The sequence below is a fragment of the Streptomyces sp. NPDC087906 genome, assembly GCF_055584925.1.
In genome coordinates this window covers 155945-168896 of record NZ_JBVJLC010000005.1, presented here as the reverse complement: position 1 = coordinate 168896, position 12952 = coordinate 155945, and the positions used below count along the sequence as shown (strand labels likewise).

13 protein-coding genes and 1 riboswitch are annotated in these 12952 nt (G+C 70.5%); of the genes, 8 read left to right on the top strand and 5 right to left on the bottom strand.

From position 1 onward, the window contains the following. Positions 1-146: 146 nt before the first annotated feature. The 4 genes from ACZ63I_RS16935 to ACZ63I_RS16920 all read left to right on the top strand — a co-directional run bounded on the left by ACZ63I_RS16935 (position 147) and on the right by ACZ63I_RS16920 (position 6540). Complete coding sequence (locus ACZ63I_RS16935; protein WP_469339360.1) at positions 147-464, top strand: putative quinol monooxygenase; 318 nt, start codon at positions 147-149, stop codon at positions 462-464. 60 nt (positions 465-524) lie between these two features. Then, positions 525-1538 carry an alpha/beta hydrolase fold domain-containing protein gene (locus tag ACZ63I_RS16930; RefSeq protein ID WP_469339358.1) on the top strand — a complete coding sequence of 338 codons (1014 nt, stop codon included), beginning with the start codon at positions 525-527 and terminating at the stop codon, positions 1536-1538. A 91-nt stretch (positions 1539-1629) separates the two neighbouring features. Beyond that, a riboswitch (cobalamin riboswitch) is annotated at positions 1630-1849 on the top strand. A gap of 162 nt (positions 1850-2011) precedes the next feature. Beyond that, positions 2012-4336, top strand: coding sequence for a 5-methyltetrahydropteroyltriglutamate--homocysteine S-methyltransferase (gene metE, locus ACZ63I_RS16925; protein ID WP_469339357.1), 2325 nt, complete (start codon positions 2012-2014; stop codon positions 4334-4336). A 194-nt stretch (positions 4337-4530) separates the two neighbouring features. After that, positions 4531-6540, top strand: coding sequence for a LamG-like jellyroll fold domain-containing protein (locus ACZ63I_RS16920; RefSeq protein ID WP_469339355.1), 2010 nt, complete (start codon positions 4531-4533; stop codon positions 6538-6540). Positions 6541-6663: 123 nt separating this feature from the next. Here ACZ63I_RS16920 and ACZ63I_RS16915 read toward each other — a convergent pair whose 3' ends face one another. The 3 genes from ACZ63I_RS16915 to ACZ63I_RS16905 form a co-directional block, all read right to left on the bottom strand. Then, positions 6664-6987, bottom strand: a complete 324-nt coding sequence (locus tag ACZ63I_RS16915) for an STAS domain-containing protein (RefSeq protein ID WP_469339354.1) — start codon at positions 6985-6987, stop codon at positions 6664-6666. 124 nt (positions 6988-7111) lie between these two features. After that, on the bottom strand, positions 7112-7387 hold the full coding sequence (locus ACZ63I_RS16910) for a hypothetical protein (protein WP_469339352.1): 276 nt from the start codon (positions 7385-7387) through the stop codon (positions 7112-7114). Between the two features lie 165 nt (positions 7388-7552). Further along, the gene (locus tag ACZ63I_RS16905; protein WP_469339351.1) at positions 7553-8191 is read right to left on the bottom strand and encodes a TetR/AcrR family transcriptional regulator; all 639 of its coding nucleotides are present in this window, start codon (positions 8189-8191) and stop codon (positions 7553-7555) included. 177 nt (positions 8192-8368) lie between these two features. Here ACZ63I_RS16905 and ACZ63I_RS16900 point away from each other — a divergent pair, with 177 nt between their 5' ends. Then, complete coding sequence (locus ACZ63I_RS16900) at positions 8369-9121, top strand: SDR family oxidoreductase (RefSeq protein ID WP_469339350.1); 753 nt, start codon at positions 8369-8371, stop codon at positions 9119-9121. A gap of 24 nt (positions 9122-9145) precedes the next feature. Here the strand turns inward: ACZ63I_RS16900 and ACZ63I_RS16895 are convergent, their stop codons facing one another. Beyond that, on the bottom strand, positions 9146-10171 hold the full coding sequence (locus ACZ63I_RS16895) for a PP2C family protein-serine/threonine phosphatase (RefSeq protein WP_469339349.1): 1026 nt from the start codon (positions 10169-10171) through the stop codon (positions 9146-9148). Positions 10172-10324: 153 nt separating this feature from the next. Between ACZ63I_RS16895 and ACZ63I_RS16890 the strand changes: the two genes are divergently transcribed. The 3 genes from ACZ63I_RS16890 to ACZ63I_RS16880 all read left to right on the top strand — a co-directional run bounded on the left by ACZ63I_RS16890 (position 10325) and on the right by ACZ63I_RS16880 (position 11734). Next, entirely contained in the window at positions 10325-10990 is a 666-nt protein-coding gene (locus tag ACZ63I_RS16890) for a TetR/AcrR family transcriptional regulator (RefSeq protein ID WP_469339347.1), read from the top strand. A 189-nt stretch (positions 10991-11179) separates the two neighbouring features. Beyond that, positions 11180-11356, top strand: coding sequence for a CsbD family protein (locus tag ACZ63I_RS16885; RefSeq protein ID WP_078863838.1), 177 nt, complete (start codon positions 11180-11182; stop codon positions 11354-11356). A gap of 222 nt (positions 11357-11578) precedes the next feature. Further along, positions 11579-11734, top strand: a complete 156-nt coding sequence (locus ACZ63I_RS16880; RefSeq protein WP_107070236.1) for a DUF6131 family protein — start codon at positions 11579-11581, stop codon at positions 11732-11734. A gap of 94 nt (positions 11735-11828) precedes the next feature. Here the strand turns inward: ACZ63I_RS16880 and ACZ63I_RS16875 are convergent, their stop codons facing one another. Next, positions 11829-12944, bottom strand: a complete 1116-nt coding sequence (locus tag ACZ63I_RS16875) for an FUSC family protein (protein WP_469339345.1) — start codon at positions 12942-12944, stop codon at positions 11829-11831. Between the last annotated feature and the right edge of the window lie 8 nt (positions 12945-12952).

The following is a 12952-nucleotide window of genomic DNA, read 5'->3' as shown; positions in this document are numbered from 1 at the left end:
GTCCTCGGGCGGCAAGAGCCGTCACGAGCAACGGGTCTCACATCCGAGAGGATCGTGCAAATACCCGCCAGCATCTGTCTAACGTTTCCGCAGGTCAAGCGCGTTCAATGGAATTACACATTCCAACAACGCGGAAGAAGACCACCATGAATGCCACGTACGGTTTCAACGCCACCCTGACCGCCAAGCCCGGAGCGGGTGGCCAGTTGGTCGACCTGCTGCTGACCGGTCTGGACGAAGGCAGCCCCGGCGCCAGCGAGTACTGCGTCGTCTATCTCGTCTCCCGCTCCGCCTCCGACCCGGACGTCGTCCATGTCACGGAGGGCTGGACCAGCGAGGAGGACCACCACCGGGTCTTCTCCGGTGAGGCCGCGCAGGCCATCGTGGCGCGGATCGGCGGGCTGCTGGCCGAGGAGTCCGCCTACACGGACTACGTCCCGGTGCGCGGCAAGGCCGCGTTCTGACCCGTAGCCACCGCCCGCGCCCTGTGCCCTCCCCCCCCGTGCCCTACGAAAGGCCCCGCCATGACCACCGCACGCCCTGAGCTGGACCCCGAACTGCGTCGCCTGCTGGCCGACATGCCCCTCATGTCCGAGCTGAGTCCGGAGATACTCGCGCAGGTACGCCCCTTCTCCTCGGCGCCCGTCGAACCCCTCCTTGCCGACCGGCAGGTCGACCGGCGGGAGGTCACCGTGCCCGCCAAGGACGGCACCCCGATCCGGCTCTCGGTCTTCAGCCCCGCGAGTGGTGATCACCCCTCCGCCGCGCCCTGTGTCTACTGGATGCACGGCGGCGGGATGGTCATGGGGGACCGCTTCTCGCAGATCGACATCCCGCTGGAGTGGCTCGACGCGCTCGGCGCCGTCGTGGTTTCCGTCGACTACCGGCTCGCACCCGAGGCCACCGGGACGACGCTGGTCGACGACTGCTACGAAGGGCTGCTCTGGACCGTCGGGCACGCCGCCGAACTGGGCGTCGACCCCGCCAGGATCGTCGTCGCGGGGGCCAGCGCCGGCGGCGGCCTCGCCGCAGGTGTCGCCCTGCTGGCGCGCGACCTCGGCACCCCGGCCCTCGCCGGCCAGGCCCTGATCGGTCCCATGCTCGACCACCGCAACACCTCCGTCTCCAGCCGCCAGTACTCCGGTGTCCCCGGCGTCTGGACCGGCGAGATGAACGCGTTCGGCTGGCGCTGCGTCCTCGGCGATCTCACCGGCGCTGACGTCTCCCCGTACGTCTCACCCGCCCTGGCGGACGACCTCTCGGGGCTGCCGACCACCTATATCGACACCGGCTCCGCCGAGGTCTTCCGCGACGAGGACGCCGCCTACGCCGCCGGGATCTGGGCGGCAGGGGGTCAGGCCGAACTGCATGTCTGGGCGGGTGGCTTCCACGGATTCGACGCGCTGTACCCGCAGGCCGACCTCTCGGCCACGGCCCGCCGGACCCGTACCGACTGGCTCACCCGCGTCCTGGCCCCGGACGGGGCACCGGACAGGGCCCCGGACGGGGCCCCGGTGACGGACCAGGCCATGGACTAGGGCACGGCCGAGGACACGGACCAGGCCACCCGAGCGTGCCCGACCCCGGCCCGGATCACGGGCAAGGGTGCGCGCGGGCCGTTCTTCCCTCTAGGCTGGTCGTGCGACTGGTTGGCCCTGTCCGCCAGAGAGGGCTTCGTAAGAGGGAACCCGGTGAGAATCCGGGACTGCCCCGCAGCGGTGAGTGGGAACGACCGCCGTCATACGCACTGGACCCGGCCGGGTCTGGGAAGCGACGGCCATTAGGTGTCCCGTGACCTTCACGAGACGAGCCCGCGAGTCCGAAGACCTGCCCGTCGCCCGTGCGCGACCGATCGCGCGCGGACATCCCGGTGACCTCGTGGGCGGGTCGGCGTACACATCGAGCGGTACTCGCGGCGGCGCAGCCTCGCGGGCCGCCCGGTCGGTCCGTCCCTTCGCGTCCGCGGTCCCGTCCCCGGGACACCAGGACACATCTCGCGAAGGAGAGTTCCGTGACAGCGAAGCCCGCAGCCGCGGCAGCACGCGCCACCGTCCACGGCTACCCCCGCCAGGGTCGCAACCGTGAACTGAAGAAGGCAGTCGAGGGGTACTGGAAGGGCCGCGTCAGCGCCGACGCCCTCCGGGAGACCGCGGCAGGTCTGCGCCGTTCGAACTGGCAGCAGTTGGCCGAGGCCGGTATCCACGAGGTGCCGTCCGGTGACTTCTCGTACTACGACCATGTTCTGGACACCAGCGTCATGGTCGGCGCTGTCCCCGAGCGGCACCGCGCGGCGGTCGAAGCCGACGCGCTCGACGGGTACTTCGCGATGGCCCGGGGCAACCAGGACATCGCCCCGCTAGAAATGACCAAGTGGTTCGACACGAACTACCACTACCTCGTGCCCGAGCTGGGCCCGGACACCGTCTTCACGGCCGACTCCGGCAAGCAGGTCACCGAGCTGGCGGAGGCCGTCGCGCTCGGTCACACCGCACGCCCGGTCCTCGTAGGCCCTCTCACGTACCTGCTGCTCGCCAAGCCCGCGCCCGGCGTCGCCGCCGACTTCGAGCCGCTGACCCTGCTGGACCGGCTGCTGCCGGTGTACGCCGAGGTGCTGGCCGATCTGCGGGCGGCCGGCGCCGAGTGGGTGCAGCTCGACGAGCCCGCGCTGGTCCAGGACCGCACCCCCGCCGAGCTGGCCGCCGCCGCCCGCGCCTACCGCGACCTGGGAGCCGCGACCGACCGGCCGAAGCTGCTCGTCGCCTCGTACTTCGGACGGCTCGGCGAGGCGCTGCCGGTCCTGGCCAAGGCGCCGGTCGAAGGACTCGCCCTCGACTTCACCGAGTCGGGCGCCGCCAACCTCGATGACCTCGCAGCCGCCGGCGGACTGCCCGGCAAGCGGCTGGTCGCCGGCGTCGTCAACGGCCGCAACATCTGGATCAACGACTACGAGAAGTCGCTGGCCACACTCGGCACGCTCCTCGGTCTCGCCGACCGGGTCGACGTCTCGTCGTCCTGCTCGCTCCTGCACGTACCGCTGGACGCCGACGCCGAACGCGACATCGATCCGCAGATCGTCCGCTGGCTCGCGTTCGCCCGGCAGAAGACCCAGGAGATCGCCGTCCTGGCGCGCGCCCTCGCGCAGGGCACTGACACCATCGCGGCCGAACTCGCCTCCAACCGCGCCGATCTGGCCTCGCGTGCCGGGTCCGCACTGACCAGCGACCCCGCCGTGCGGGCCCGTACCGCTGCCATCACCGACGCCGACGGGCGGCGCTCGCAGCCGTACCCCGAGCGGACCCTCACCCAGCGCGCGCACCTCGGGCTCCCGCTGCTGCCGACCACGACCATCGGCTCGTTCCCGCAGACCAGCGAATTGCGCACCGCGCGGGCCGACTTGCGGACCGGCCGGATCGACACCGCCGGGTACGAGGAGCGCATCAAGGACGAGATCAGGGACGTCCTGTCCTTCCAGGAGAAGGCCGGGCTCGACGTCCTGGTGCACGGCGAGCCCGAACGCAACGACATGGTCCAGTACTTCGCCGAGCAGCTCACCGGCTATCTGGCCACGCGGCACGGCTGGGTGCAGTCGTACGGCACCCGGTACGTCCGGCCGCCGGTGCTGGCCGGCGACATCTCACGGCCCGAGCCGATGACAGTGCGCTGGACGACGTACGCGCAGTCCCTCACCGACCGCCCGGTCAAGGGCATGCTCACCGGGCCCGTCACCATGCTGGCCTGGTCCTTCGTCCGCGACGACCAGCCGCTCGGCGACACCGCGCGCCAGGTCGCCCTCGCCCTGCGCGACGAGGTCGACGACCTTGAGGCGGCCGGTACTTCGGTCATCCAGGTCGACGAACCGGCCCTGCGGGAAACGCTGCCGCCGCGCGCGGCCGACCACGCCGCGTACCTGGACTGGGCCACCGAGTCCTTCCGGCTCACCACCAGCGGCGTCGGCCCGGCCACCCAGATCCACACCCACATGTGCTACGCCGAGTTCGGCGACATCGTGCAGGCCATCGACGACCTCGACGCCGACGTCATCAGCCTGGAAGCCGCCCGCTCGCACATGCAGGTCGCGGGCGAACTCGCCGCGCACGGCTACCCGCGCGAGGCGGGCCCCGGCGTGTACGACATCCACTCACCGCGCGTGCCGAGCGCCGAAGAGGCAGCGGCCCTGCTGCGCAAGGGACTTGAGGGCATCCCGGCCGACCGGCTCTGGGTCAACCCCGACTGCGGTCTGAAGACCCGCGGCTGGCCCGAGACCCGGGCCTCGCTGGAGAACCTGGTCGCGGCGGCCCGCGAAATCCGCACGGAGCTGGCCGCCGAGGGCTCCTGACCCTTGGACGGGGTCCGGGGCGGTCACCACGGGTGGCCGCCCCGGACCCGCCGCACCCGGCCGGCGCCCCGACCGCTGTGGTGTTGGGGGAGTGTTCGGCAGTCGGCAGCCGATGGGCAATGTCGCCGTTCCGACATGATCCGTACCGTAACGCCGTTCGAATCCCCCAAATCTCAACGTGCGGAGCGGAAATCATGGACGGCTCTCCTGCGGTCGGCAGCGACGGCAAACCCAGACCGGTCGACAACCACGCGGACACCTGCGGGTGCCCCCGCACGGCCGATCTCGACGGGGACAGCAGCGCCGCTTCGAGCCGGCGCACCTTCCTGCGGGGCGCCGGCGCGGTGGGGGCGGGCGCCGCGGCGGCCGGACTGCTGGGCGCCGCACCGGCGTTCGCCGCCGGTGGCCGGTCCGACGAGGACCCGTACGGCCTGACGACGATGACCCACGTGCCGCGCGGCAAGTGGCGTCCGGACCCGGAGAACGCGCGCTTCACCGTCGTCGTGATGCCCGACACCCAGTACATGTTCGACCAGGACCGCATCCATCCGGTCCCGGTCGAGGCGTCCTTCCGCTATGTCCTCGACCCCGAGAGCCGGGCCGGCGGCGACGACGAGAACATCGTCTTCCTCGCCCACCTCGGCGATGTGACCAACAACGGTCTCGCCGAGGAGTACTCAGCGGCGACGAAGGTCTTCGACATGCTCGACCGTGCGGGCGCCTCGTACGGGGTGCTGGCGGGCAACCACGACGTCGGCGCGGACGACCAGCGCGGCGCCACCCCGTACCTCGACACCTTCAGCCCCGCGCGGGCGCGGAAGACGCCCGGCTACCACTCCTCCAGCCCCGACGGCTACAACACCAGCCACATCTTCCGGGCCGGCGGCCGGTCCTGGATGCTCCTCTCCCTCGACTGGCGGCTCTCGGAGAAGGGCTTCGCCTGGGCCAACAAGGTCATCGCCGACAACCCCACGCTGCCGGTCATCGTGACCACGCACGAGATCGTCGACTCCGACGGGGAGGGCAACGCCTCGCTGTCCGAGTACGGGCACCAGATGTGGGACAAGCTCATCAAGGACAACGACCAGATCTTCCTCACCCTCAACGGGCACTACTGGCCGCCCGGGAACACCGTGCTGAAGAACAGCGCGGGCCACGACGTGCATCTGCACATCACCAACTACCAGGACCGGTACTACGGCGGCGCCGGGATGATCCGCTCCTACCGCTTCGACCTCAACCGCGGTGTGATCGACATCGCCACGTTCTCGCCGTGGATACGGGAGCTGGCGGCGAAGGACGAGCTGAACGCCCTCGCCGCGCAGGAGATCGAACTGACCTCCGCCGTCGACCACTTCTCCATGGCGATCGACTTCGACGAGCGCTTCGCCGGCTTCGCGCCCGTACCGCCGCGCGCGCCGCGCCCGGCCCGGCGGATGCTGGTGCCCGGCACGCTCGCCTACTGGCGGTTCGACGAGGGCGCCGCCGCGGGCAGCGACGTCGCGGGCGACACGACGATCAAGGATCTGACGGGACACGGCAACGACCTCGTGCCGCGTACTGTCCCCGGTACCCCCGCGCACAGTCTGACCTGGACCGACGACCACCACCCCGACCAGCCGGGACACGGCGCCCTGGTCTTCGCGGGACAGGGCAACCCGGTCAGCGGCGCGTATCTCCAGACGCTGGACCGCGCCCCGATCAACCGCGAGACCTTCCGGCACGGTTTCACCTTCGAGCTGTTCTTCAAGGTGCCGGCCGACTGGGACCCGAACCGCAACGGCTGGGCGTCGATGCTCAGCCGCTGGGGCACGGCGGCCGAGGCGGGGAAGAACGGCCCGTCGGCGACGGCCGAGGAGCCCGTCCTCACCATCAGCCTGTCCTCTTCCGTCGAACTCCAGTGGAACGCCTATCCGCTCAACCAGACGGGTGCCACCACCGGTTGGAGCCATCTGCTCCAGCAGGACGAGTGGTGGCATGTCGCCGTCGTCAACGACGGCCGGATCAGCAAGCTGTACGTCAACGGCTGCGAGGAAGGGCGCAACCCGACCAGTCCCGCCGTCGGTCTCGCCACCCTCAACATGCCGTTCCTGCTGGGCGGTTACCAGTGGGCGGGCGCCGTCAGCCAGGTCTTCCACGGCACGATCGGGGACGTACGGATCGCCGACCGGGCCCTCGAGCCGGGGCAGTTCATGAACGCCTGAGCCACGGTGGCGGTGTGATGACGGCCGGCGGCCGGGACGGTCAGGCGTGTGACGGCGCCGGACCCTCCCGGCCGTCGTCCGCCCTGATATAGCCGTTCGTACCGATCGGCCGCGGGTCCGGTGTCACCGCGTTAGGGGAAGACCGGTGCCCGCGGTCGCCGCGCGTGCCGCGTCCGTGGAGGGGTGCAGATGCATCACGCGGTCCACACCGGTCACTTCGAGGAGTCGCCGCACCGGCTCGGAGGGAGCGGCGATCCGCAGGGTGGTCGTCCGGTGGATGTGCAGCAGCAGATTCAGGAAGCTGGAGTCGCAGAACGTGACGTCACTGGCATCCAGGATGACCGTCCGATGCGAAGCGGCGGCGCTCCCCAGCTCGTCCTCCAGAGGGCCGAGGCTGTCGATGTCGACGTCGCCGTGGGCCGCGACAACCGCGGGCTTGTCTGTCAAGGGCTTCTCGATCCATGCGGGGGCCGGGCACAGGCAGTGATCCTACGACGGTAGCCTAGGGCCGTTCGAAGCCACGGAGCCCCGGCCGCCACCACGAGTTGCCCCGCGACCCCGCAAACCCGCCTTACCGGTCGGTCGCCGCGAGGAATGTGTGGATCCGTTCCTCCAGCAGGGCGGCGGGTTCCGGGGTGTACGAGTCCAGTGACTCGTCGGCGAAGAGGTGCTTGTCGCCCGGGTAGAGGAAGAGTTCCGCGTCCTTCGCGCCGGCCACCAGGGCTCGTGCCGCGTCGATGTCGCCGTCGGCTTCGTGGCGGGCCTGTACCCGACGGACCACCCGGTCCTGCCGGACCGCGCCCAGGGCCTGTCTGACACATCCCGCCTGGCTTGCGACGCCTGGCACGCACGCTCGCCGCGTTGCCGGGCTCGGCGGGCTCGTCGGCGTATGTCCAGTACGAGGACGAACCTCCGCCTTGCGATCGCACGCACCAGACGCCGCAAGCCCCGCCCTGCGGGCGGACGGCGCTATGTGTCAGACAGGCCCTAGCGCGGCGCGTCAGCCGACCGGTCAGCCGCGCACCGCGGCGACGCACTCGTCGTACAGCTCCATCATGTCGCCCCTGCCGTCGCGGTCGACCCAGGTCACCGACGCCGCGTCCAGGCAGGCGAACGCGGTCCCGATCACCGCGCGCGCCGTCGCGCCCGTACCGCCGGCGCTCGTACCGCCGGTAGCGGTGTCCATGCGCGCCTCGACGAGCGGCAGCAGCTCTTCCTGGAACCGCAGCCGCTTTTCGAGCCAACCGGCGCGCAGCGAGGCGGTGTTGTGCAGGAGGCGGAACCGTTCCAGGGCCTCTTCGCGGCTGTTGTGCAGGGCCAGTACGGCGGCCACTCCCGCACGCAGGGCCGCCCAGACGCCGACGTCGGCCGGCAGTCCGCTGATCGTGCCGGTCAGGACCTGCCGGAACCACTCCTGGTCGCCGCCGAGCAGATCTTCCTTCGTGCCGAAGTAGCGGAAGAGGGTGCGCTGGGAGACCCCGGCCTCGCGGGCGATCTGGGCGATGGTCGTCTCGTCGTACCCCTGCTCGGTGAACAGCCGCAGTGCCGTGTCGAGGATCTCCCGGGAGGCGAGCTGCCGGGTCCGGTCCCACAGCGTGGCCGGTGCGCCCTTCGCGGGTGCGCCCTTCGCCGGTTCGGCTTCCTGCGTCATGCGCCCAGATTAGCTCAGCACTGCCAGAGCGGCACTCACACGCAGTTTGGCAGTCGCTGCCACGTAGTCGTACGCTGCCACAAGGCGGTCGTCGCAGCGCGGCTCGCCGCCGCCGTCCGGGGAATCCCCCCGTCTCTCTGTCTCCCTGTCTCTCTGAAGCACGCGAAGGAACGCATCATGTCCGCACCCGCAGCCCCGCTCACGGCTCTGATCACCGGCGGAACCAGCGGCATCGGCAAGGCGACCGCCGAACTGCTCCACTCCCGCGGCTACCGCGTCATGGTCACCGGCGTCACCGGCGTCACTGGCGTCACCGGCGACAGTGGCCGCACCGGTACCGGACTTCCGGACGACGTCACGGTCGTCAGGGCCGACGCCCGGTCCCTGCCGGACCTCGACCGCGCGATGGAGCAGGTACGCAGCCGATTCGGCTCCCTCGACCTGCTCCACCTCAACGCGGGCATCTCGCGCCCCGGCCCGATCGAGTCGACCGACGAGGCCGCCTTCGACGCCCTGTTCGACGTCAACGTCAAGGGCGCCTTCTTCACCGTGCAGAAGGCGCTCCCGCTCCTCAACGAAGGCGCCTCGGTCGTGTTCACCGTGGGCGCCGGCGAAGGGGTCGGGGCCGCCATGACGGCCGCCAAGGGCGCTCTGCTGCCCCTCATGCGCTCCCTCGCGCTCGAACTCGCGCCCCGCCGCATCCGCGTCAACGCCGTCAGCCCGGGACTGATCAACACCCCCGCCTACGGCAAGATGGGCGTCTCGCAGGAGATGGTCGAGTCCTGGGGCCGCGACGTGCCACTCGGCCGCGCAGGCGCTCCCGCCGACGTCGCCGAAGCCGTGGCCTTCCTCGCCTCGGCCGCCGCCGGGTACATCACCGGTGACGACCTCGTCGTGTCCGGGGGCATGGGGGTGCACGCCCGTGCTTGAAAGGTGGGCCGGGCGGGTCCCGGCTCAGGCTTTGACGACGGCCGTGAAGATGACGATGTCGTCGATCTGCCGTCCCGCGAAGGTCTCCAGGAGGGTGTCGCACAGCGTCTGCGAGTCCTGCGGGCCCTGGACGACCGCCTCGCTCAGCTCCTGGAGCGAGCGGTCGATGCTGTCGCCGGGCACCTCGATGAGCCCGTCGGTGACCATGAGCAGCCGGGCGCCGGGGGAGATCTGCTGGGTCGTGGGCGTCGGGTGGGGCAGCCCGAGCCCCAGCAGCGGGCCATGGTCGTGGAGGTAGCGGGCCGCGCCGTCCGACGTCATGAGCAGCGGCGGCAGATGTCCCGCGTTGGCGATGTGGATCCGGCCCGCACCGGGCTCGACGAGGACGATGCAGAGCGTCGCTGTCCAGCCGGGGCGGTGCTGCACCAGCAGCTTGTCCAGCAGTGACAGCAGGACGTTCGGCGCATGGCCCTCGCTGGCGTACGCGCGCAGTGCGTGACGCAGCTCGCCCATGACGATCGCCGCCTGGAGGCTGTGCCCGGCCACGTCCCCCACGGCCAGCAGCAGTCCGTCCGGCGTCTCGACGGCCTCGTAGAAGTCGCCGCCGATCTCGGACTGGGAGGCGGCCGGCAGGTAGCGGACGGCCAGTTCCACGCCGGGCAGGTCGGGGAGCGAGTCGGGGAGGAAGGTGCGCTGGAGCGTCACCGCGAACTGGTGTTCCTCGCTGTACAGCGCGACGACACCGCGGTTGGTCTCCTCCAGCTCTTCGGTCAGATCCTGGCTGAGGGCCGTCACCTGGAGGTGCGCCTGCTCCAGTTCGGCCACGCGTCGCTTCAGCTCGGCCACGCTCGACCGCGAGCGGGTCAGGGCCGCGAGGAGATCACCCGTCTGCGGGGAGGGTGGCGTTTCGGACGTACGGGGGACGCCGGTCGTCGTGCGGCTCGTCGCGCCGGGGCTTTCCGTGCCGCCGCCGAGACCATCTGTCCCACCAGTACCGTCCGTCACGCCGAGGCTCTCGGTCTCGTCATGGCTGTCCATGGCCTCCAACATCTCGCACACCTCACCTTCTGCCCGGGTCGTCCGGTGGTGCACCTCCCGACACAGGGCATCGGTCCTTGTGACCGTGTGCAACCACGCCTTCCCCGGAACGGCGGGAACATCCGTGGCGCTACGACGATAAGCTTCACGGCGTAAGCTGACGCCATGGACACCAGCGGAACAGCAGCCCAGGCCGCGCCGAAGCGGGCCGCCCGTACGCGCAACCGCCGCGGCGAGGGCGGCCGGCTGCGCGACGACATCATCGCCGCCGCTGTGGAACTCCTCGACGAGGCCGGCGACGAACGCGCCATCACGCTGCGATCGGTCGCCCGCAAGGTCGGCATCGCCGCCCCTTCGATCTATCCGCACTTCCCGGACCAGCCGGCCATCATGCTCGCCGTCGTACAGCGCGAGTTCGCCGAGCTGCGGGACGGTCTGCGCGCCGCGGTCGCGAAGGCCGGGACCGACCCCCGGCAGCGGTTGTACGCCGTGTGCCACACGTATCTGGACTTCGCCCAGCTACGCCCCGAGCGCTACCGCACGATGTTCGGCGGCCTCTGGATGCCGGACCTGAGCGACAGCTCCCTGACGGAGGCGGATCTGGCCGCGCTCGGCGACGAAACCATGAAGATCCTCGTCGACGCCCTCGCCGACTGCGCCGCCGCCGGCGAGTCCGCCAGCACCGACCCGTCGAGCGACGCGGTCGCGCTGTGGCTGGGGCTGCACGGACTCGCGCATCAGCGTGCGGTCGCCGCGGCCTTCCCCTGGCCGCCGGACATCGCCGAGCGCATCATCACGACGCTCGCCCGGCTGACCCCGGCGGCCGGCTGACCCCCACGACCGGCTGACCCCCACGGCCGGCTGAGCCGCTCACCCTCGGAATGGCCCCGTGCGAGCGCGTCCCGTTCGCCATGATTCCCGCCCGCGCTTTCCGGTCCCGAATTTTCCTGGTTTAGGAGCGGAATTCGGGGTGAGGCGCCTGGATGAAACATCTTCGAGCAAGACAGGGTGTGAGTGATTGTGGCTGCGGACGAAAAGGCTCAGGGCAAGGGCGAGCAGGCCAAGGGCAAGGTCAAGAAGGTCGTCGGAGGCGCTGTGGGCAACGAGTCCATGCGCGCCGAGGGCCGTGCCGAGGAGTCGAAGGGCGACCTGCGCTCGGCCAAGGAAAAGGCCAAGGACGCGATCAAGCCCAAGTAACCCCACCCACCGGTCCCGGCAGCCGCTCCTTGCACTGGCTCCCGGGATCAGTGCTGTTCAGGCCCTGATGGCGGCCCTCCGAGACGCCGAAAAACGGATGTGGGTCCGCGTGCATGGGTGCCCGGGAGCGGGGCACACGGAGACCACGCGGGAAGAGGGTGCTGCGGATCCGTCGGAATGAGGATCTGTGAGTACCGAAGAGATATGAAGATCGGATTTGAAATGATTGTCCTTGGCGTCATTCTGCTCATAATCGGCCTGCTGGTCGGTGTCTCGCTGCTGACGACCGTCGGCGGCATCCTTGTGGTGGTCGGCGCGGTCCTGTGGATCCTTGGCTCGACGGGACGCAAGGTCGGTGGGCGTAAACACTACTTCTAAGAACCGCACCCTGCGCGGTTGTTGAGCAACGGGAAACAGGGTCCTGTCCTGCCGAGTGACGGCACCCTTCAGTACCGACCGGGGTCCGGCGGAATCACCTTCCGCCGGACCCCGTCGGCATGTCCTGCCCCGCCGTCCGGCGCAACTCGTGGAGCAGGCGGCCGATGTCGGTGACGAGCGAGCCGCGCAAGGCGCTCTGCGCGGGCGACTCCAAGCCGCGGCGGTGGCTGCTGCTCTCCAGGGCCTCGCGTTGGCCGTCGGCCTCGCGCAGCGCGGCGTCGAGGTCGGCCGGATCGTGCCGCTGCCGCATGAACGTGTCCAGGATGTCCGCCGAGCTGCGTAGCAAGTCCCCGTAGGCGTCGAGGAATTCGCGCGGCAGCAGGTCGTAGTCGCCCGTGCGCGCGGCGTACGACAGGCTCCGTACGATGGACTGGATGTGCCACAGAGCCCGGTCGACCACGGTGATGGCGGACGGGGCGCGGGTCAGCAGCCGACGGGCGTCGGGCAGTGAACGGCGCGGATTCAGCCGGGAGTTCTCGGTCTCCTCGTCGATGACATGCTGCGCCAGGGCGGCGTCGGCCGAGATGCGCGTGCACTGGTCGTTCCAGTCCTGAAGGTCCTCCTCGTCGAGGCTCTCCTCAGAAGCGGTCGCCGTCGCGATGGTGACGAGGACGTGCTGGGCTCGCGCGGAGAGCGTCTCGACGACCTGCTCGGAGCGGCCGGTGCGGCGGGCCGGGGCGATGGCCAGGTGCATGACGATGGCGCAGCCGGCGCCGAGCGTCACGGACGCCACCAGATGACCGATGTACGCGATGCTGCCGTGGCCCGCCGAGAAGGCGAAGATGCCGATCACCGACACCTGCGTCCCCTGGTAGCCCAGCCGCTGCGTCTTGCCGATCGCGAGGGCGCAGAGGATCAGGACGGCGAGGCTCCACGCGTGCACGCCGACCGTCTCCCCGAGGCCGGCGGCGAGCGCGGTGCCGAAGAGCATCGCGGTCAGATACTGCACGCAGTCGCGGAACGACTTGTAGAGCGTGACCTGCAATATCAGCAGGGCGGTGAACGGCGCGAACGTGGTCACCGCCGGCGGCAGCAGCCACTTGGCCAGCATCCAGGCCGCCACCGCCGCCACGACGCCCTTCGCCTGGAGCAGCAGGTCGTCGCGCTCGGGACCCGACGAGGCGATCGCGCGGGCGCAATGACGCACCACGCGCACAC

What these genes read in the sequence shown, in the direction of transcription:
- ACZ63I_RS16935 (WP_469339360.1), top strand. Translation starts at nt 147, where the DNA reads ATGAATGCCACGTACGGTTTCAACGCCACCCTGACCGCCAAGCCCGGA.
- ACZ63I_RS16930 (WP_469339358.1), top strand. Translation starts at nt 525, where the DNA reads ATGACCACCGCACGCCCTGAGCTGGACCCCGAACTGCGTCGCCTGCTG.
- ACZ63I_RS16920 (WP_469339355.1), top strand. Translation starts at nt 4,531, where the DNA reads ATGGACGGCTCTCCTGCGGTCGGCAGCGACGGCAAACCCAGACCGGTC.
- ACZ63I_RS16905 (WP_469339351.1), bottom strand. Translation starts at nt 8,191, where the DNA reads ATGACGCAGGAAGCCGAACCGGCGAAGGGCGCACCCGCGAAGGGCGCA.
- ACZ63I_RS16900 (WP_469339350.1), top strand. Translation starts at nt 8,369, where the DNA reads ATGTCCGCACCCGCAGCCCCGCTCACGGCTCTGATCACCGGCGGAACC.
- ACZ63I_RS16895 (WP_469339349.1), bottom strand. Translation starts at nt 10,171, where the DNA reads ATGTTGGAGGCCATGGACAGCCATGACGAGACCGAGAGCCTCGGCGTG.
- ACZ63I_RS16890 (WP_469339347.1), top strand. Translation starts at nt 10,325, where the DNA reads ATGGACACCAGCGGAACAGCAGCCCAGGCCGCGCCGAAGCGGGCCGCC.
- ACZ63I_RS16880 (WP_107070236.1), top strand. Translation starts at nt 11,579, where the DNA reads ATGATTGTCCTTGGCGTCATTCTGCTCATAATCGGCCTGCTGGTCGGT.